This is a genomic window from Apibacter muscae (assembly GCF_007845595.1).
Classification (GTDB): domain Bacteria; phylum Bacteroidota; class Bacteroidia; order Flavobacteriales; family Weeksellaceae; genus Apibacter; species Apibacter muscae.
Window position 1 is genome coordinate 113,642 of record NZ_SELI01000017.1, and the last position, 20,071, is coordinate 133,712.

A 20,071-nucleotide genomic window follows, 5' to 3' on the forward strand; every position below is an offset into this window, starting at 1 on the left:
AAGAATTGTTGATTCAATGAAAGTATTATTTCATTTAATTAATAATTTCATTTTTTCTAACCAAGATATAATTTTTTAAAGCTTTTTCGAATTTTTTGTACATAATATCTACCAAAGACTTTGGGGATAAAATTTTGATTGAATCTGCAAAACCTAAAAATTCTCTTATTAGTTCTTGATTAATTACAACCTTTATTTGAAAAGTTTTAGCTCCGTCTTCATGGGATTCTATTATTTGTTGACTTTTATGCAATGGTTTAGTTTCTACATATGGAGCATTGTTTTTGTCTACCCAAAAACGTATGTTTTTAGCTCTAATGTTAGCATTTCTAGTTACACCTACAATATCTTCAAAAAATGATTGAATATTAAACAAGTCATTATCAATAAAATTATCATTTTCAGATATTTCAATTTCCTGAATTCTATCTAAAGCTAAATTATATATAGAGTGATTAAATCTACCAAAAACAAACCAACGGTTCCTATATTCTTTTAACAAGTATGGATGAAATATATAACAACAAGTGGACGTAGCCTTAAACGATTTATATGTGATTTTTAAAACTTTTTTATTATTAATTGCATGGTAGATAGGATCAAGATATTTAAGCCCGGTTAAGTTTTCATTTTTTTCAAAATCAATAACTGGAAATGTTTTTTTCTTTGCCGAAGTAACATGATCTTCCAGACGACTAACAATGTTATCCATTTCGGAAAAGTAAGAAAACCCTTTAAATTGTCTAAGTATTTCAACAGCTTCCGACATGGTTTTTAAGTCTTGTTCTGTTAAGGGCGTATCTGTAATACTATAATTTTCGTCTTCATATTTATAATATTTATGGTCATAAACTACAATAGGAGCATTGTATCCGAGCTTTTCGCTTCGCATCATCTGTATATCCATTTGAACTGTACGCTTACTTATCCCTTTATCAATTCCTTCGTATTCATACAAAGCATCAGAGCAGGCGTCAATTAAATCATTTAAAGTCCACCGACGATATTTATTTCTTAAACAAGTGTCTATGGTTTTATATCGAATTAAAGCATTTCTATTGACTGGCATGTAAATAATATTAGATAAAGTAAAATATTTTTATTAATTTTAAAATTTAAAGTAAAATATAAGTTTCTAAAGATATAAAATAAATTTAATTGCGCAAAAATATTGCGTAGCCTAGGTTTTATCTTTGAATAACATTAAAGGATTTTCTTATCAATTCAATTATCTGAACCATGAAATTTAATCAATTATCTAATAATAAAGATCAAACCGTAAATCATATGGGGGCACTTGCATTTCGTATGGAAAGCGAAATTGAGCTTTATTCAGCAGTGGTAACCTTCATGGTTGATAATTCTTATTATGAGTCTGGGGAAGAACGTTTGGAAAGAATTAAAAAATTAATTGTAGAATGCGATCCTGAATTTGTATGTAAATTAGCTGTATATGCTCGGACGTATATGAACTTGCGTTCGGTACCAATTCTATTAACGGTGGAGTTGGCAAAAATTGTTAGTGGCAATGATTTAATTAGAAAGACAATTGCTAGAATTGTTCGCCGTGCAGATGAAATCAAAGAAGTTTTGGCTTATTACCAAATTGCCAACAACCGTAAACAAGCAAAAAAGTTAAACCAATTGTCTAAGCAAATTCAAAAAGGTTTGGCAGAAGCCTTTAATTCTTTTGATGAATATCAATTCGCCAAATATAATTCTAAGTCTGAAGTTAGTTTACGTGATGCCTTATTTTTAGTTCATCCCAAGCCTAAAGACGAAAATCAACAAGAAATTTTTAACCGTATAGCTACCAATACATTAAACACTCCTTACACTTGGGAGACAGAGATGTCAGAACTAGGAAAGAAAAATTTCTCATCTGAGATTGAAAAGAAAAATGCCGTAGCCAAAAAATGGGAAGAATTAGTAGAAAGCGGTTCCTTAGGCTATATGGCTGTCTTAAGAAATATAAGAAATATTTTAATAAAAGGTACGGATCGTTCTCTGGATACATCAATTCAAATCCTTACCGATAGAGAACGTATTCATAAATCTAAGCAAATGCCATTTCGTTACCTATCTGCCTTTATTGAGATTGATAAATTGTCACAAGAAGATCAAATTTTTGAGAAGATCAAAGAAAAAACTGTAAGAGTTAAACATGCTTTAGAAATAGCTTTGCTTATCGCTTGTGAAAATATCCCCTACCAAGAAGGGAAAACAGCCATATTATCAGACAATTCGGGAAGCATGTATGGAGACTATGCCGGGAAATCCTTAGTATCAGCCATGAGTAGCCGTAAAACTGCCGATATAGCCAATTTATTTGCTGTACTTTATTGGGAAAAATGCAGAGATACGTGTGTGGGACTATTTGGAGATCATTTAGTTAATGCTAAATTAAGCCGAAATGAAAATGTGTTTGAAAATTTTAAAAGAATTGATGAAGCCGCTAAAGAATGCGGACCAGGCACAGAACGAGGCATCTTTGCATACATGGAAGAGATAATTAAAGAGAAAATAATTATTGATCGAATGATCATTTTCTCAGACTGCCAAATTGGAGATGGATGTAATTGGTTTGATGATAGGGGAAATACTGGAAATAACTTTAACTCTCTATTTAAGAAATATTTAAAAATAAATCCTGAGGTGAAAGTTTATACGGTAGATTTAAAAGGTTATGGTAATTCATTAACTAAAAGTTCCAAAAATATGGTGTATATTAGTGGTTGGAATGAACGGATTTTTGACATGATTTATTTCATTGAACAAGGATCTACCATTGTGGATGAAATTATGAAAATTAAATTATAAAATAAGGCTTTACGGATGCCGTAATATAGAGTTACTTCGATTTACAGAACAACAGTCTCTATATGAATGTTGCTCAGTAAAGCTTATTTTATTCAATTATTTAATGGCTTTTAGGCTCATATCCTTAACAGATGCGCCATAAATAATTGAACCTGAAGAAATATAATCAACTCCTATAGAGGCTATTTCCAATATTCTTTCTTTGGTTATTCCTCCGGATGCTTCAGTCTTTGCACATCCATCAATTAAAAGTACTGCTTTTTCCATTTCTTTAATGGTCATATTGTCTAACATAATTATATCTGCTTTAACGTCTATCGCTTGCTGAACTTCTAATAAATTACGTGTTTCAACTTCAATTTTTAAATCCAATTGTTTTTCCTGCAGGTATTTACGAACGGATGTTACTGATTGTACAATTCCACCAGCAAAATCATTGTGATTATCCTTAAGCATAACCATATCAAAAAGTCCATACCGATGATTAGTAGCTCCACCCATGTAAACTGCCCATTTTTCACACATACGAAAGTTAGGAGTAGTTTTGCGTGTATCTAGGATTTTAGTTTTTGTACCTTTCACTAAATCGCTCATTTCTTTACTTAATGTAGCTATACCGCTCATGCGTTGCATACAATTTAAAACGAGTCTTTCCATGGATAAGATAGATGATGCATTTCCGGATACAATAAAAGCTATTTCTCCTTTCGAAACTTGTTCTCCATCATTTTTCAAAACTTCAATTTGAAGGGATGGGTCATAAAAATTAAAAATCTCTAAGGCTAGATCAATTCCGGCTAATAAACAATCTTCTTTAATAATAAGATGTGCTTTTTGTTTGGAATGTGCCGGTACACTTCCAAGGGTAGAATGGTCGCCATTTTCAATGTCTTCCTTTATAGCTTCTGTAATGAAATGCTTTAATCTATCTTTAGTAACGTAAGGGGGTCTATTCATCTTTAATTTAAATCTTTGTTATAAAATGCTCCATTATTTCTTTTTTGTTCAAGGCTTTGGTTAATAATTAACCAGGCAACACTAACCAAATTTCTAAGTTCTGATAATTGTGGAGAAAGTCTGGACAAATGGTATAATTCTTTTACTGCTTTATATATTTCTTCCTCTTTCTGTTTAGCCATTTCTAGCCGTCGGTTGCTTCTCACAATGCCTACCAAATCACTCATCAAAATTTGTAAATCTTTACGAAGGTAATTAAGAATAGCCATCTCTTTACTTACTTCCATGCCTTTTTGGTCCCATTCTGGAATTTTATCAATTTTGTTGTATTGGAAGTTATCACTATTGAGCTTTTCAGTGGTTTTCATAGCACTTCTATGGGCGAAAACTAATGCTTCAAGTAAGGAGTTTGAGGCTAAACGGTTGGCACCATGAAGACCTGTATTGCTACATTCGCCTACAGCAAACATATTTTCTATAGTACTCTGTCCATAGATATCCACATCAATACCTCCGCAAAGATAATGACAGGCAGGAACTACAGGTACAAGATCCTTAAACATATCAAAACCCTCTTCTTTGCATTTTTGATAAATATTGGGAAAATGTTCAAGGAACTTCTCGTGATCAAGATGACGGCAATCTAAACAAACATAATCATCGCCGCGTAATTTCATTTCACTGTCAATAGCTCTTGCTACGATGTCTCGGGAAGCTAATTCCTCTCGTTCATCATATTTATGCATAAATTTTTCACCGGAAGTGGTTCTTAATTTAGCTCCAAATCCACGTACCGCTTCTGAAATTAGAGATAACTGACCAGATCTACGGCTATAAAAGGCGGTGGGGTGAAACTGAATATATTGCATATGGCTGATTTTAGCCTTAGCTCTATGGGCTAAACCAATGCCGTCTCCTGTGGCTATAAGGGGGTTGGTGGTATTTTTATAAACATGTCCGCATCCACCAGTAGCCATAAGGGTTATTTTGGAAGACATTTTTATGATTCTTTGTTTCTTTAAATCAAGTACATATGCTCCAAAGCAATTTTGATTATATTTATTGAAAGGCTCATTCGGGATATGATGTTCAGTTATGAGGTCAATAACATAATGATAATTAAGTAATTGAATGTTTTTATATTTATTTATAGCTTCAAGTAAAGCGCGTTCAATTTCTGCTCCCGTAATATCTTTAAAATGCACCACTCTATTTACTGTATGTCCTCCTTCTCTTCCTAGGTCGTAGGTTTGTTTATCATCTTTGTCAAAGTTAGTACCCCATTCCACAATTTCTTTAATTCGTTCCGGTCCATCTTTAACTACAATTTCTACCACTTCACGGTTGCATAATCCATCGCCAGCACGTAAAGTATCTTCAATATGCTTATCAAAACTATCTTGAATAAAATCCGTAACAACAGCTACACCTCCTTGTGCATATTTAGTATTGGATTCTTCATCATCAGCTTTGGTTAATATTGTAATGCTAGCTTCTGGGGATTTTTGTGCTATTTTAAGAGCATAAGATAAACCTGATATGCCTGAACCTATAACTAATACATCTGTATACAACATTAGCGGTGTGGGATTTTTATTGGTGTTTACTATGAAATTTATGGATAATTCAAAATAATTAATGTTATTGTACTACTTAATTTGAACTGAAAGTTCTAACATTTTGTTAATAGATTTTAAGGCTTTAATCCGCATATTTTCATCCAGAAGTATTTCTGGTAATTCGTATTTCATACACAGATATAATTTTTCTAAAGTATTCATCTTCATATAAAAACACTCACTACAATTACAAGATTCATCTTGTATTAAAGCGGGGATCAGTTCTTTATGTGGAGCTCGTTTATGCATTTCATGTAGAATACCTTCTTCAGTTGCTACGATAAATTTTTGGGAATCATTGTTTACTACATAATCAAGAAGTCTAGCGGTAGATCCTATATAATCTGCCAAAGCCAATACATTTTTTTGAGCTTCTGGGTGCGCGATTAGTTTAGCACCCGGATTCTCTAGCATTTGCTTGGCAATACGTTCGGCGGAAAATGCTTCGTGTATAATACAGGCTCCATCCCATAGTATCATGTTCCTACCAGTTACTTGGTTAATATATCTTCCTAGATTTCGATCGGGAGCAAAAATAATTTTTTGATTTTCTGGTAGTGATTTTATAATACTTTCAGCATTGGAAGAAGTTACAATTATATCACTTTCGGCTTTAACACCTATATCACAATTGATATAACTGACAACAATAGCACTGGGATATTTTTCTTTCATTTTGCGCAATCCATCTCCACTGCAATTATCAGCAAGAGAACAACCTGCATGTAAATCAGGTAAAACTACTTTTTTGGTAGGATTCAGAATTTTTGCTGTTTCAGCCATAAAATGAACGCCACAAAAGACAATCATATCTGCTTCTGTTTTCTCGGCAGCTCTTGCTAGTTGTAAGCTATCGCCTAGAAAATCAGAAAGATCTTGAATTTCTTTACTTTGGTAATAATGTGCAAGGATAATTGCATTTTTTTCTTTTTTAAGTTTTTGAATCTCTTTAACAAGATCTAAATTTTCAGGAACTATCAAATTCAAATAGCCTTTTTCCTTTAAAGATTCTATGGCATTATTCAATGTTGGCATGTTACAATTCAATTAATAATTGATAAATATAGATAAAATTCATTGAATGAATTTATAAATGAACTGATAATATAAACAATAATGTCTTTTTAGATATAACTTTATATCATGCATTAGTTTTCTTTAAGAATTTAAATGATTTAAAGACTTCTATTCTTAATTAGAATGATTGTAAGAATTTTCTTTTAGAATTTTAAATTTAATTTTAATAAAAAGTGCGCAAATATACTTCATACATAAGCCTTTACTTTGCATTGTAAATTTATATATGGTCTTTGAAATTGAGTGATTGAGATGGTTAAGAATTTAAACTTTATTATAAAATTATTTTTCACTAATGCAATATTTATGTATATGGTTGCAATTAATTAGGTTAATACAAATAATTTCCATCTATACTGGTTATTTATTTAAAAATAAATAATTTTTTGTGTAATATTTTATAAAATAATGTATTACACTATTCATATTATGCCCTTGTAGCTTAAAAGGTAAAGTCTATGGGAAAAGAACCGGTCGAGCCATAGAGTGTACGGATATCCCCGTTATTTTGGCGGGTAGAATTTGCAGATGCACCGAAAATATTTTAAAGTAAGTAGGGAAGCGCATTTAGAGCCGTACTGCTCCGTAAGGAGAATGTGAGTTCGAATCTCACCAAGGGAACAAAATTGGTAAACTAAAGTTCTGAATTTCTATTAATCAACGTATGATTCGCTGTGGTTTTATTAGTAGGAATTGCTAAATATACCTATTTTGATATCTGTATAATCTATAGATGTTCAATTTTAGATATTCTATGGTTTTTATTTATTATGGTATTTAAAACATAATATCACTTGGTTTAATTTACGTGTTTCTAAAATTTATATTATTCACTTTAAACTTTATGAATATTCAACCGACTTCATTAATTTCAAATAATTATTGGTTTAAGTTTATTTCTGTGTTTTTTTAACTTACGATTTATCTTTTATTTACAATATATTGAAAAATAATTGGTAATAAAGGAATTTTTTTTTGAAAATAACCATATTATAATGCAACTAAAAAATATTATTCCGTACCAAGAAATTAAAATTGTTGAGTATATATGAATACCTAGATATATTACTTATTGATTTCATTTGCCTCGTTGCCGAATGGTAATCAGAACAGGAAATAAATAAATCTCTTGCATTCTTTATTTTTAGAAGCATGGGAGAATATGAAGAAAATGAATAAATAAAAACAAAGGGAAACAAAACCAAGATTGGAGCCTCGTTTATATTTAGTAGCTCAACATATTTCTAATTTAAGTGAAATATAATTAAAAACATATTCTAGCGATATATAATATTTTTATTCATTGTTTAGGCCTTTATTACAAATTAAGAAGAGTAGGATAGGGAATACTACCTTTCACCCATATAAACAGTAAAACCATAATATTTCTCAACCACATCAATATTATATTTAATTCTAATTTTTGACTAATTAAATATGCCTATATAAAAATGAATTTCAATATTTTAAAAGATGATTTTGCTACAAATTTTAAATTATTTAGAGGGAATCCTAATAAATAAAAAAATAAGTTTAAGCTAAAGATAAAATAAGATGAATAAAAATATGCTTATATTTAACGGCTATAAACTAACTGCTATAATTATGGATCTTTATAAAACTTTTCTCATTAAAAATTGCAAATTTTTTCTTCTTTTTATACTGTCTCCTTTTCTAATTTCATGTTTTGAAATATTAGAAGAGGTGGATATGAATGCAGATGGAAGTGGGGAGATGACCATGACAATTAATCTCAGTCAAAGCAAAAATAAAATAGCCTCCATTATGTTGTTAGATAGTATTAATGGATATAAAGTTCCCAGTAAAAAAGATATTCAACAAGATATAAATGGTTTATCCACTAAACTAAAAAATATAGCAGGGATCAGTAATGTAAAAACGACTACAGATTTCACTAATTATATAGTTTCCGTAAGTTTTTCTTTTTCAGATGTATCTGTTTTAAATAAAGCAAGTAAAGATATTTTTGCGGCTTATAAAATGAAAGTTGAAGAGACTCCGGTTTATTCTTACAATAAAACAAGTAAAACCTTCAATTATGATTATAAAAATGGAAATAAAGAAGCTTACAATAAACTGAAAGCAGCAGATAAGGAAGTTTTTAAAAATGCAACTTATACCCAAATCTACAGATTCACCTCTACCATTGAAAAAAGCAACAATGCACAAGCAAAAATTTCTAAGAGTAAAAAAGCGATAATGCAGAAAAGTCTAATTTTAGATTTAATAAACAACAAAGTAAATATATCCAATCAAATAAAACTAAATTAATAATGAAATTACTACTATCAACCCTCTGTACCCTTTTGTATATAAGTATTTTTGCACAAGGGCAATTAGTTAATAAAATTCCACAAGATGCAAATGCAGTAATTCATGCAAAAGGGAATAAATTTTTAGAAAATATATCCCTACAGGAACTAAGCAAAACTAATTTAGGAGATAGCATTCTAAATAAAATATTCGGAAAAAAAAGAAACGGTAAAGATTTTAATGATTTAGGAATAAACTTTTCTTCCGATTTCTTCTATTTTAATCAAACAACCGATAGTATAAACTACAATGCACTATTATTTTCAATATCAGATGCAAATAAATTTGAAGAACTATTAAAAACTAAACAAGGAAAAAATATTAAAATTAAACAACAAGGAACTATAAAAGAATTTTATAAAAACAATAATCTAATACTTTGGGATAACGAAAAAGCAGTGGTTGTTTTCGGAGATTTTAAAAATAATTTTTTTGATGATTCTACTAATGTTGCACGTTATGGGGTGAATAATTCAGATGAGTATGTTTATAATTCGATAGATACCTTAGCTGCTACAGATGTTATGGAATCTGCCTCAGTAGAAGAATCTGATGAGGTAACTGACTATCCGGTGGCAACAATTGCTAATCCTGCTGAAAACGATGAGGAAACAACCGTCGCAGAAACCTCTACGGAAGATGATGATAGCGAATATGAAAATAGACAAAATTCTTATGAGAGAGAAAGGGAAAAGCAAGATAGTTTAAAAGCATCAGTTAATGAAAGATGGCTGAAAGAATATGCCTACAGAATTTATTATAGAAATACAGCCCCATCAATTTTAGATAATCCCAATTATAGAAAAGTAGAAGATAAAGAGGCAGCAATTACTTTTTTTACTGATAAATACGATAAAAGAAGATATTATTATGGTTGGTACCCAGAGAATAATGGTCTATTATCCACATATACTAAAAAATTTTTAGAATTTACAGGTTCACCACTAGCTTTAGGGGCTAAAAGTGTAAATGTAAAATTATACTTAAACAATCAGAATGTACTACTTAAAACAGCTGTTGAAGTAAATGAAAAAGATTTAGAGCAGTACAAGCAAATGTATAATTATAAATTGAATAAAAAGTTCTACCAATATATAGATGAAGATAAAGTTCCAGGTTTTATCAGTCTGTCTTTAAATACAGAAAAATACATGGAATTATATCCTAAATGGATGGCTAATTTAATTTTTAGTAAAGACGAAAAAGAAGAAGCTGAATTATTTACTGAATTTTTCAATATCATTTTAGATGAAAAAGCAATTGCCAAAGTAGCCAAAGGAGATGCCTTATTCCTTTTAAATGGCTTATCAGTCAGAGAGAGTACTTATAAAACCTATGAATATGAGGAAGATACTTATGATTCTAAAGAAGTAGAAAAAACTAAAAAAGAAACTTTACCCGAATTCCTATTTATGGCATCTTCTGAGGATACTCGCTTTCAAAAATCTTTGTTAAAATATGGAATGAAAAAAGGGATTGTATCTTTAGAAGATGGAATTTATACCATTGAAAATAAAGATTATAAAACCTATAAATTTTATTTGCTGATTAAAGACGGAATTATATTTATCGGCACTTCTCCTAATGATATTTCAAATATTAAAAACGGAACCTATGTGGCTAAAATAGGTAAAAAACAAAAAGAACTTCTATCTAAAAATAGTTCTGTTGTATATTTTGATCCTAAAAAAATAGTAAATCAAGTATCTATAGAAGAATTTGATGATATTAAAAAATTTGTGAAAACGCATAATTTATTAGATGAAATGGGAATTTCCTATGCAAAATATACAGGAATTTCAGAGAACTATATTAATACAGAAATAACATTTGAAACCACTGAAAAAGATGAAAATTCATTAAAATATTTCTTAAAAATGGTAGAAATATTAGCAGATTTTTAGAATGAAAAAAAAAGGGTATTGCATAACATTAACTATAATAATACTATTGGGTATCTCCTTATGGGGATACTTTCAATATCAAAAAAAACAATCCCATAAAGCAGGTATTTATAACCATGCCCATACCTTGGTTAAAATAGATACGTACGAAATTCTAAAAAAAGCAATAACCAACCAACCAAATACTTTAGACTCAGTAACCGTAATAAAAAAGATAATTAAAGCAGTTGAAATTCCTGCCAATATATTTATTTACAATGTAGAAAGGAAAGATAAATCTACCTTTTTCGGAAGTTTAAAAATTACAGATTATACTTTTTTTGAGAACTATACAGAACTTGGTTTAGAAAGAAAAGATATAGATTCTTATACCAAATTATTTATGGATAAAGACCATAAATGGGCTATCATGTACAACCAAACAACAGCTGTATTTGCTTATACCTACAAGGAAGAAAAAGTAATAGATATTATGCAGGAAATTATTCATAACAAAAATATAATACCTGTAGAAGATAGTAAATTTAAAGATATAATTAATAAGAAAGGACTAGTTGTATTTTATGATGGAGAAAATGAAGCAAATCTAAACTTAGAAGGAACCAAGATTAGCGGAACCATCCAGATAGAAACTAATAAAATAAAAATTCCAGCTACAATAGTAAGTCCGGATTTTAATAAAGAAAACATACTTTCCTTTTGGTTGCAAGCAGATGTGAAATCTTTTATACCCCATAAAACCTTTACAATAGATAAATATCAAATAAATACAGATAGTTTGCTATCCTCTTTTCAAAATGAAATACAATTAGAGATAACAAAACCAGTAATTCAAAAAGAATCCATAATTACCTATGATTTTGATGATAATTTTGAAAAGATAGAAATAGTTAAAACTAAAGAAACTCTAATCCCCGGTTTATCACTTCAAATAAAATCTAAGACTAATCAATTATATCAATACCTAGACAAACAGAAGATAATAACAAACAATGAAGAAGTTAATAGAAAAGTATTTCCTTTATACCAAGTATATGTAGGAAAGTCCAAAGAAGCGTTGGTTTTTAGCACACAGAAAAAACCGAAATTTGCTCCGCAGGTTCCATCCAATATCATTTTCTATCTGAAAATAGATTTTGATAAAATGAAAAAAGAGAAAGAATATTCCACATTATCTAAATACATTCAAAAATTCAAAAATTTAGAAATGAAAGCTCGAAGTTCAAATAATAAAATAACTTGCGATTGGCAATTTAATTTTTCTAATAATAACGAATATCCACTAGAGACATTAATTGATTTTATAAAAATAGTTAACAATCCTAAATTTGAAAATAATAAAGATTAATTTATATCTTGATTTTTATTCCGCTATAACACCATCTTTTATAACCAGGCATTTATCAGACATCTCAGCTAACTGATTATTGTGTGTAACAATTATAAAGGTTTGATTAAACTCTTGTCTTAGTTGTAAAAACAATTGATGAAGATCTTCTGCATTTTTAGAATCTAAATTACCCGAAGGCTCATCTGCTAAAATAACTTTTGGATCATTCATTAAAGCACGTGCTACTGAAACCCTTTGTTGTTCTCCTCCTGAAAGTTCGCTCGGTTTATGATCCAACCTGTGGGAAAGATTTAAGTACTTCAATAATTCAGATGCTTTTTTTTGTAGCTCATTTTTCCCTTTTCCGGCAATCATTCCTGGAAACATCACATTTTCTAAAGCGGTGAATTCCGGAAGTAGTTGATGAAACTGAAATATAAAACCAATGTTTTGATTTCTAAATAAAGATAACTCTTTATCTCGAAATTGTGTAACCGGAAGATTATCAATTTCAAGCAAACTATGATGCTTTTCAGGATGAGTAGGCTTATCTAGTGTCCCAATAATTTGTAATAAGGTTGATTTTCCAGCTCCTGATTCTCCAATGATAGAAACAATTTCTCCTGTTTTTATATGCAGAGAAATACCTTTAAGAACTTCTAAATTTCCAAAAGATTTGTATATATTTTTAACTAGAACCATAGTTATTTCAAAAGTAAAAAAAATTAATAAATTTTTGTCGTAATTTCATTAGAAATAATTTTGCCAGAAATGCCACAAGGGTTTAAAGTAATATATATAAAATATTCTCCCGGTTCTAATTGAGGGATGGTAATTCGTAAGTTACTACGAACAGTTTTGTTATTGGGAATACGAATTTTATCCTCAACAGGAAGAAGTATAACCGGCTCTAAATTTTTTTTTCTTAGGAAAAGAACCTTTATTGTTTGATTAGCAACAGAATTTAGATCAATGCTTGTTTTGTAGGGATGATTCCAATTAAGCTTCAAGTCAAAAGTTTGATTGGGTTTGGATTGTATTATTGTAGGCGATACCTTAACTTTTATTTCAGGATAAGAAATATAGGAGTGGATGAATTTATAATATTCTTTATCACCGTTTTCATTGGTAATAAACTTATCTGAAATATTGCCCAAACCAAAAAAAGTTATAGGTTTTCCTTGGATTAAATTTTCTGAATTCCAAAGATCGTATTGAGAAGATCTATGCCTATAAACTTGAAGGCTAATAGAAGGTTTCTGGTTATAAAAATGAAATAATGCCGCTTTTTGATATCTTTCAAACACAGCCATACCATTGGTAACTTTATTCGCCTTTACAACAAATTCTTTCAATTTATACATGGGTGAAGCATGAATTACCCAAGGGGATAAAATTAAAAATCTAAGTAAAAATAGTACTGCTAAGTATGTATATGAAAGTAAAATTATTCTCTTATTATTTAAAGATTTATATTTTAAATAAGTTAAAGGGATTATAGCTAAGTAAACGATTAAATTCCATTGAGGTTGAATAATTCTTTTAAATGAAAATAAAAAGAAAAATGCAATAGTTCCAATGCTAATCCACTGCAAGGATTTTATCCATAGAGAATCATATTTTTTTAATAAGCTTTTACCATAAAAATACAATAATAAAGGATTTGCAATTAACATTAATCCTAAAAGCCATGCCGCAGTAGGAAATCCATTAATTTCCTTTTTATTTCTTCCAAAAAGGTGGTATTCAATGGAAACCCAATTATGGTTGTATTGCCAAACTAAATGAGGGATATACAAAATTAAGGCTAATAGAATGCTGAAATAGAAACATTTATTTTTATAAAAAAATGGGATTGATGGTAGAAGGGTAAAAATAATTAAAATAGCTCCATGGTATTTAGAATACATGGTTAAAGCCATGGATAATCCTAAGAATATTGAATTTAGGGCGTTATATTTATTTATAAAACATTTCCATCTCCATAAAAATAGAGAACCAAATAAGAGCAAGGGTACGTCTGGAGTAGCCACAAAACCCATTCCATTAAAAATAGCCGTGGATCCAAATAAACCTAAGAATAAATAATTTTCATTTATAGTTTTAGGATTTAAAATTTTTAACCAAATGATATAAAAAAGGATATTTGAAAAGCAAGAGATCAAGCGAACCCCCAGCTCATTCTTTAAGAAGAATGAACCAATTTTTATAAATACTGCAACCATAGGCGGATGGTCGTAATAACCAAAATCTAAATGATTGGACCAAACCCAATAATAAGCCTCATCATCTATTAAAGGCAGGGTATACGCATGTAAAAGGTTGAATATTAAAAGAATCAATAAGAATATATATTGAATATTTTTACTATTTATTTTACTCATATTGAAACCTTATAAATAACAATCTTTATTTATTAAAACAAAACTTCTGAATATAGAAATAATCAGAAGTTTTGTATTAGAAGGATATTTAAAACGTACGATTAAATTTTTATTCTCCATCCAAACGGATCATCCAACTCATTGGTTTGAATACCCACCAATTGTTTTTTCAATAAAACAGCATAACTTTCTTCGTCTTTAAGAGTTGGTAACTCCATAATATTATCATTGTAGCCAACATGTGAATACCTATTTACAACTACAGCAGTTCCACATCCAAAAATTTCTTTTAATGTGCCCTGTTGATAAGCATTTACAATGCTATCTACGGATATTCTTTCTTCTCTAACCTCAATTTTATTGTGTCTAGCGACATTAACGAGACTATCACGAGTAACACCATTTAAGATAGTATTGGAAACCGGTGGCGTGTAGATAATATCACCAATTCTAACCATAACATTCATAGTTCCAGATTCCTCAAAATATTTATGTTCTTGGCTATCTGTCCATATAATTTGATCAAATCCCTGTTGATTGGCTAGTAGGGTAGGATAGAAAGATGCACCGTAGTTACCGGCACACTTAGTAAATCCAACACCACCACTAACTGCCCTAGTATAATGATTTTCAATTTTTATTTTCAAAGGCTTATCATAATAACTATCAGCAGGAGATGTCATTATCGCAAAAGTATATTTGTTTGATATTCTTGCAGAAAACATTTCTTCAGAAGCAAACATAGTAGGACGTATGTATAATGAGCTTCCATCTTTGGTAGGAACCCAATCTCTATCTAAATCTATAAGCGCATATAAACCCTCTAAAAAAATTTCTTTCGTAATTGGAGGCATGGCTAGCCTTTCCGCAGATTTATTAAAACGTTCAAAATTTTTTTCAGGTCTAAATAAAAAGACATCGTTATTTTTATCCTTATATGCCTTCATTCCTTCAAAAATAGCTTGTCCATAATGAATAGCCATTAAAGCAGGAGAATAGTTCATACCTCCATAAGGCATAATAACAGGTTTTCCCCATTGTCCATTTTCATACTCACAAATTAGCATATGATCTGAAATATTTACTCCAAAAGGAGAATTATTAGGATCAATAGTATCTAATTTTGAATGTTGAGTTTTTTTTATTTCCATTCTAAAATCTTATTTTTTCTCCTATCAAAATTACTAAATTAATTATCTAAACCATGAAAAAGTATAGTAAATTTGAGGATATAAATATAGTTATATGCTAAAAAGAGTAGTAGTTACTACCAAGGAAGGTTCAAAAACATTGCAAATCCCAGAATGGAATGAAAGTTATCATTCACAACACGGTATACTTCAAGAAGCTTCCCATGTATTTATCAAAAATGGATTAGAACTAATAAATTTATCAAAAATTTCAATCTTAGAAATGGGTTTTGGAACAGGGTTTAATGCGCTTTTAACGTTGTTTAAAGCCTTAAATTATAATAAGAAAATAACTTATTACACCTTAGAAAAATACCCTTTAGAAATAAACGAGCTTTTGGAATTGGAATACTGGAAATTAATTGATGATTCTAGGGCAAAAGATTATTATTTACAACTGCACCATTGTGAGTGGGGGAGAATTGTACAAATTCACGAAAATTTCGAAATTGTTAAATATCCTTCTGATTTTTTTGATTTATATAAATTACCTATACATAATATAAACTTAGTTTATTACGATGCTTTTGGTGCTAGAGTTCAGCCCCATCTATGGGAAGAAGAAATATTCACCCAAATAATTAATACAATGGCGCCTCAATCATTACTAACGACCTATTCAAGTAAGGGGAGTGCCAGGCGAGCCATGCAAAAAGCAGGGTTTTCTGTAGAAAAAATAGCTGGACCTATGGGAAAACGAGAAATGGTAAACGCATGGAAAATTTAGAAAAAATAAATGTTAGAGTTTACGCTCTTTTGATTAATGAAGGCAATATTCTATTTCTGCAAGAAAAATTTGCAGGAAAAAATATTATTAAATTACCCGGGGGAGGATTGGAGCTAGGGGAAGGAACCCAAGAAACCTTGGAAAGGGAACTATTGGAAGAACTTAATTTAAAGATTGAGGTTAAAGAACATTTCTACACACAAGACTTTTTTTTAAAATCAGAAATTACTCCAAAAAGCCAGTTATTGTCCATTTATTATTTAGTTGAATGTAAAGACCTATCAACTCTTAAAATAGTAGATAAAGATATAAAAAGTATCTTATGGCTACCTATTAAAAGTATTGATATTCATAGAATTGATTTGCCCATAGATCGAATAGTTATAAGAAAATTAATCCAGAATAAATTTTTTATGAGGTGAAAGTTTTAAACTTATTTTAATTCATTCTAAATCTAAATTTTTATAATTCAGTAATTTAGATTAATTCTTAAAACATTCTTATTTAATTTTGTTTTATAAGAAATTAAAAATAGAATAAATAAAAATATTTCAATTATGGATTTAAAATTAGCAAAATGTTGTGGAAATTGTGAATTTTTTTTAGACGGACGTATATGTTCAAAAAAAGAAATATCTGTTACACAAAATCAAGTATGCGATGCTTATGAATTCAAAGCCGTACTACATAGAGAAGACGATTGTTTAAAATGTTCAAAATTCCAAACTTCTAATTGTGCACACCCGAAAGTAGCAAGCGAAGGAATTATGTGTACCGTTTGGTATCCAAGAAATTCAGCAGTATCTTAAACTTTAAAAAAAGTATATTGTAAACGGGCATTTAATTCTAAATGCCCGTTTGTTTTCTAAGGTATTTAAAGATTATATTTTCTTTGCTAATTTACCCACTGTCATCCCTTGTACCAAAATAGAGAAAAGTACTACTACATAAGTAGTGGCAATGATAGCCTCTTTATAATTACTTTCCGGGATTGATAATGCTAAAGCGATGGAAACTCCTCCACGTAATCCTCCCCAAACCAGCATGGCAACCGTACCTTTATTGAACTTTTCTTTAAAAGGGATAATTAATATTGGAATTTTTATGGAGACATAGCGTGCAATTAAAACAATAATAATTGCACTTAAGCCTATAGACCAGTAATTAAGTAAATCTTGAATTAAAAGCAATTCAAATCCCATAAACAAAAATAATATGGCATTCATAACCTCGTCGATCAATTCCCAGAAATTTCCTACATAATTTTTTTCTGAAGAAACAGATTTCCTTTTTGCTTCACCAATAATAAGTCCAGCACCTACCATAGCTAGTGGAGCCGAAGTATGTAAATAACTAGCGATAAGATATCCACCCATTACTACGGCTAAGGTTATTAACACAGATACTTTATAGTCACGGCTGGTTTTAAAACCATAGGCTGCAAGATAACCTAAAGCTCCCCCCAATATAAGTCCACCAATCGCTTCTTTTACAAATAAATCAAAAATATGAGAAAATGAAAGATCCATATGCCCAGTTTCAACTACTACCGGATTGGCAGCTAAATTGGCAAGGATTGCAAATAATACTACTGCCACACCATCATTAAGCAAAGATTCTCCCGCAATTTTAGTTTCAAGAGATTTAGAAACTTTAACTTGATTTAAAATACTTAATACAGCAATAGGGTCAGTAGGAGAGATTAAAGCTCCAAATAGTAAACAATATATTAATGGTATGGCTAAATGTATATTAACCAATGGAAAAAAATAATTGGTAATATAATATAGACTCATACCAACAAAAATGGTAGATATAATTACTCCTATGGTAGCAAAGACAATTACAGGAATTCTTTGTTCCTTTAAATCGGATAAATTTATATGGATGGCACCAGCAAATAAAAGAAAATTTAACATGGAGCCCATTAAAATTTCCGTAAAGTCAAATTCTTTAATTAGAGAGGCAAAATCGTTTAAAGGCTTGGAGGTTAAATTCCCTAAAAGAACCAATATTATAGACATAACCAGCGCAATTACCATTATTCCGATCGTGGAAGGGAACTTTAAGAAACGAACGTTAATATAGGAAAAAATAGCAGCTAAGACAATTAATATAGAAAATGAATAATATAATTCCATAAGATTAACTTTATATTTTTTGCAAAAATATAAATTTAGATTTATAAATAATTAAATTATAGATAATCGCTTCAACTTAGTATGAAATAAATAAAATAAAAGCCAATCTATATAAGTTTGTTCTTATATACTATTAAATCAATTTATTAGTACTCTATTAGTTTAGTTGATTATTTATTCATTATAATTTTATTATATAATAATTCAATGGCTTTGTTTGAAATTCTAAGGATCATTTCTTCTCGGGTTAAGTTAGAATAAACAAATTTTTCGCTAAAAACCTCACCTTTATAAAATAAGCCTACATAGGCTAACCCAACTGGATTATTGTACTCATCTGTATTAGGTCCAGCCACTCCTGTTGTAGAGATAGCAATATCTGTTTGAAATATTTTTGCTGTATTTATAGCCATGGCTTCAGCTACTTCCTTGCTAACCACTGTGTGTTCATCGATTAGAGCTCTAGGAACATTAAGTATATTTTCTTTAATTTTGGTATTATACGCAATAATTCCACCTTTATAGTAAGACGAGCACCCTGGAACAGAGGTAAAACATTGAGAAAGTGAACCTCCGGTTATACTTTCCGCAAGAGCAATAGATAATTGTTCTTTTTTTAAGAAATCAGAAATTAGATCTATTATATTTATATCCTCTTTAGAAATTAAACGATCGCCTAAAATTTCAGGAAGTTTCTCAATTTCTTTAGAAACTAATTTTTCCATTAAATCTTTATCTTCACCTTTAATGGTTAATCTTAATTCAATTCTAGAACCCGCGGGTAAATAAGAAAGTGAAATATTTTTAGGGAGCTCATTTTCCCAATCAGTCAATGCAATGGCTAATTCGCTTTCAGGATAATTAATAACAGTTAGGGACTTTCTTAAAATGAATGGAAGTTTAAATTCAGATTTAATTTTTGGAATAATAGTTTCCTCCATCATAGCCCTTGTTTCGTAAGGAACGCCCGGCAAGTTTATTAGTATTTTATTATTTTTAGCTTTAGACCATAATATTGGAGCTGTTCCATATCTGTTTACGATGGCTAATGAACGTGAAGGAACCAAAGCTTGGTTTCTGGTTAATTCGTTAAGAATTCTTCCTCGTTCGGCATAAAGCTTACTTACATGATCCAAACAATCTTGGTTGAAAATTAAAACATCAGATAGGAAATCAGCAATGGTTTGTTTAGTTTTATCATCTTTAGTTGGACCTAGTCCCCCCGTAGTAAATATAAAATCAGCCTTAGATATAGTTGCTTGCAAAAGCTCGTTTTTAATAGTTTCAGGATCGTCAAATATCGTTGATATTTTAATGGTTGATATTCCTATACGGTCCAGTTGTTTAGCAATAAAGTTAGAATTGGTGTCTAAAGTTCTGCCAGATAATAACTCATCTCCAATAGCTATAAGGTATGCATTCATAATGATGTTTAAGATTTTAAATAGTCAAATCTAAAAATAATTAAAAAACTGATAAGTATAAACCTAAAATAACTTATAAAATATATAAGTTATATTCAAGACAGCAATAGAATTATAAACATTTTAATTTTTCGATAAAAATTGCTATCTTGCGATTATATGCA

At 29.8% G+C, this 20,071-nt stretch carries 16 protein-coding genes; 7 read left to right on the top strand and 9 right to left on the bottom strand.

Annotated features, from left to right (window positions below; all coding sequences use genetic code 11):
• Positions 1-34: 34 nt before the first annotated feature.
• Positions 35-1,069 (bottom strand): helix-turn-helix transcriptional regulator, encoded by a 1,035-nt coding sequence (locus tag ETU10_RS05035; RefSeq protein ID WP_146310364.1) that lies wholly within the window; start codon positions 1,067-1,069, stop codon positions 35-37.
• 170 nt (positions 1,070-1,239) lie between these two features.
• On the opposite strand from ETU10_RS05035, the gene ETU10_RS05040 reads away from it, so the two are divergent.
• Entirely contained in the window at positions 1,240-2,820 is a 1,581-nt protein-coding gene (locus ETU10_RS05040) for a TROVE domain-containing protein (protein WP_146310366.1), read from the top strand.
• Positions 2,821-2,916: 96 nt separating this feature from the next.
• On the opposite strand, the gene nadC is transcribed toward ETU10_RS05040, so the two are convergent.
• The 3 genes from nadC to nadA all read right to left on the bottom strand — a co-directional run bounded on the left by nadC (position 2,917) and on the right by nadA (position 6,431).
• Entirely contained in the window at positions 2,917-3,777 is an 861-nt protein-coding gene (gene nadC, locus ETU10_RS05045; RefSeq protein ID WP_146310368.1) for a carboxylating nicotinate-nucleotide diphosphorylase, read from the bottom strand.
• A gap of 2 nt (positions 3,778-3,779) precedes the next feature.
• Positions 3,780-5,354 carry an L-aspartate oxidase gene (gene nadB / locus ETU10_RS05050; RefSeq protein ID WP_146310370.1) on the bottom strand — a complete coding sequence of 525 codons (1,575 nt, stop codon included), beginning with the start codon at positions 5,352-5,354 and terminating at the stop codon, positions 3,780-3,782.
• A gap of 72 nt (positions 5,355-5,426) precedes the next feature.
• Positions 5,427-6,431 (bottom strand): quinolinate synthase NadA, encoded by a 1,005-nt coding sequence (gene nadA / locus ETU10_RS05055; RefSeq protein WP_146310372.1) that lies wholly within the window; start codon positions 6,429-6,431, stop codon positions 5,427-5,429.
• 1,596 nt (positions 6,432-8,027) lie between these two features.
• On the opposite strand from nadA, the gene ETU10_RS05060 reads away from it, so the two are divergent.
• Genes ETU10_RS05060 through ETU10_RS05070 form a run of 3 tightly spaced genes read left to right on the top strand, consistent with a single transcriptional unit; the run spans position 8,028 to position 12,059 of the window.
• The gene (locus tag ETU10_RS05060) at positions 8,028-8,765 is read left to right on the top strand and encodes a hypothetical protein (RefSeq protein WP_221410365.1); all 738 of its coding nucleotides are present in this window, start codon (positions 8,028-8,030) and stop codon (positions 8,763-8,765) included.
• A 2-nt stretch (positions 8,766-8,767) separates the two neighbouring features.
• Positions 8,768-10,711, top strand: a complete 1,944-nt coding sequence (locus ETU10_RS05065; protein WP_146310374.1) for a hypothetical protein — start codon at positions 8,768-8,770, stop codon at positions 10,709-10,711.
• Between the two features lies 1 nt (position 10,712).
• On the top strand, positions 10,713-12,059 hold the full coding sequence (locus ETU10_RS05070; RefSeq protein WP_146310376.1) for a hypothetical protein: 1,347 nt from the start codon (positions 10,713-10,715) through the stop codon (positions 12,057-12,059).
• Between the two features lie 15 nt (positions 12,060-12,074).
• Here ETU10_RS05070 and ETU10_RS05075 read toward each other — a convergent pair whose 3' ends face one another.
• The 3 genes from ETU10_RS05075 to ETU10_RS05085 all read right to left on the bottom strand — a co-directional run bounded on the left by ETU10_RS05075 (position 12,075) and on the right by ETU10_RS05085 (position 15,576).
• The gene (locus tag ETU10_RS05075) at positions 12,075-12,743 is read right to left on the bottom strand and encodes an ABC transporter ATP-binding protein (RefSeq protein WP_146262292.1); all 669 of its coding nucleotides are present in this window, start codon (positions 12,741-12,743) and stop codon (positions 12,075-12,077) included.
• A 23-nt stretch (positions 12,744-12,766) separates the two neighbouring features.
• Positions 12,767-14,425, bottom strand: a complete 1,659-nt coding sequence (locus tag ETU10_RS05080) for an ArnT family glycosyltransferase (protein WP_146310378.1) — start codon at positions 14,423-14,425, stop codon at positions 12,767-12,769.
• A 101-nt stretch (positions 14,426-14,526) separates the two neighbouring features.
• Entirely contained in the window at positions 14,527-15,576 is a 1,050-nt protein-coding gene (locus ETU10_RS05085; RefSeq protein ID WP_146310380.1) for a branched-chain amino acid aminotransferase, read from the bottom strand.
• 94 nt (positions 15,577-15,670) lie between these two features.
• On the opposite strand from ETU10_RS05085, the gene mnmD reads away from it, so the two are divergent.
• From mnmD to ETU10_RS05100, 3 genes are all read left to right on the top strand, one after another.
• Complete coding sequence (gene mnmD, locus ETU10_RS05090; RefSeq protein WP_146292687.1) at positions 15,671-16,342, top strand: tRNA (5-methylaminomethyl-2-thiouridine)(34)-methyltransferase MnmD; 672 nt, start codon at positions 15,671-15,673, stop codon at positions 16,340-16,342.
• Positions 16,330-16,764 (top strand): NUDIX domain-containing protein, encoded by a 435-nt coding sequence (locus ETU10_RS05095; protein WP_146292685.1) that lies wholly within the window; start codon positions 16,330-16,332, stop codon positions 16,762-16,764. Before mnmD ends, ETU10_RS05095 begins: the two co-directional genes overlap by 13 nt.
• Positions 16,765-16,899: 135 nt before the next feature.
• Positions 16,900-17,151 (top strand): hypothetical protein, encoded by a 252-nt coding sequence (locus tag ETU10_RS05100; protein ID WP_146292683.1) that lies wholly within the window; start codon positions 16,900-16,902, stop codon positions 17,149-17,151.
• 72 nt (positions 17,152-17,223) lie between these two features.
• Here ETU10_RS05100 and ETU10_RS05105 read toward each other — a convergent pair whose 3' ends face one another.
• On the bottom strand, positions 17,224-18,483 hold the full coding sequence (locus ETU10_RS05105) for a cation:proton antiporter (RefSeq protein ID WP_146310382.1): 1,260 nt from the start codon (positions 18,481-18,483) through the stop codon (positions 17,224-17,226).
• Between the two features lie 170 nt (positions 18,484-18,653).
• Entirely contained in the window at positions 18,654-19,907 is a 1,254-nt protein-coding gene (locus ETU10_RS05110) for a CinA family nicotinamide mononucleotide deamidase-related protein (RefSeq protein WP_146310385.1), read from the bottom strand.
• Between the last annotated feature and the right edge of the window lie 164 nt (positions 19,908-20,071).

Bases quoted from the DNA above. Each gene is read 5' to 3' on its own strand.
- mnmD (WP_146292687.1), top strand. From the start codon at position 15,671: ATGCTAAAAAGAGTAGTAGTTACTACCAAGGAAGGTTCAAAAACATTG.
- ETU10_RS05035 (WP_146310364.1), bottom strand. From the start codon at position 1,069: ATGCCAGTCAATAGAAATGCTTTAATTCGATATAAAACCATAGACACT.
- ETU10_RS05085 (WP_146310380.1), bottom strand. From the start codon at position 15,576: ATGGAAATAAAAAAAACTCAACATTCAAAATTAGATACTATTGATCCT.
- nadC (WP_146310368.1), bottom strand. From the start codon at position 3,777: ATGAATAGACCCCCTTACGTTACTAAAGATAGATTAAAGCATTTCATT.
- ETU10_RS05110 (WP_146310385.1), bottom strand. From the start codon at position 19,907: ATGAATGCATACCTTATAGCTATTGGAGATGAGTTATTATCTGGCAGA.
- nadB (WP_146310370.1), bottom strand. From the start codon at position 5,354: ATGTTGTATACAGATGTATTAGTTATAGGTTCAGGCATATCAGGTTTA.
- ETU10_RS05070 (WP_146310376.1), top strand. From the start codon at position 10,713: ATGAAAAAAAAAGGGTATTGCATAACATTAACTATAATAATACTATTG.
- ETU10_RS05060 (WP_221410365.1), top strand. From the start codon at position 8,028: ATGAATAAAAATATGCTTATATTTAACGGCTATAAACTAACTGCTATA.
- nadA (WP_146310372.1), bottom strand. From the start codon at position 6,431: ATGCCAACATTGAATAATGCCATAGAATCTTTAAAGGAAAAAGGCTAT.
- ETU10_RS05100 (WP_146292683.1), top strand. From the start codon at position 16,900: ATGGATTTAAAATTAGCAAAATGTTGTGGAAATTGTGAATTTTTTTTA.
- ETU10_RS05095 (WP_146292685.1), top strand. From the start codon at position 16,330: ATGGAAAATTTAGAAAAAATAAATGTTAGAGTTTACGCTCTTTTGATT.
- ETU10_RS05075 (WP_146262292.1), bottom strand. From the start codon at position 12,743: ATGGTTCTAGTTAAAAATATATACAAATCTTTTGGAAATTTAGAAGTT.
- ETU10_RS05105 (WP_146310382.1), bottom strand. From the start codon at position 18,483: ATGGAATTATATTATTCATTTTCTATATTAATTGTCTTAGCTGCTATT.
- ETU10_RS05040 (WP_146310366.1), top strand. From the start codon at position 1,240: ATGAAATTTAATCAATTATCTAATAATAAAGATCAAACCGTAAATCAT.
- ETU10_RS05065 (WP_146310374.1), top strand. From the start codon at position 8,768: ATGAAATTACTACTATCAACCCTCTGTACCCTTTTGTATATAAGTATT.
- ETU10_RS05080 (WP_146310378.1), bottom strand. From the start codon at position 14,425: ATGAGTAAAATAAATAGTAAAAATATTCAATATATATTCTTATTGATT.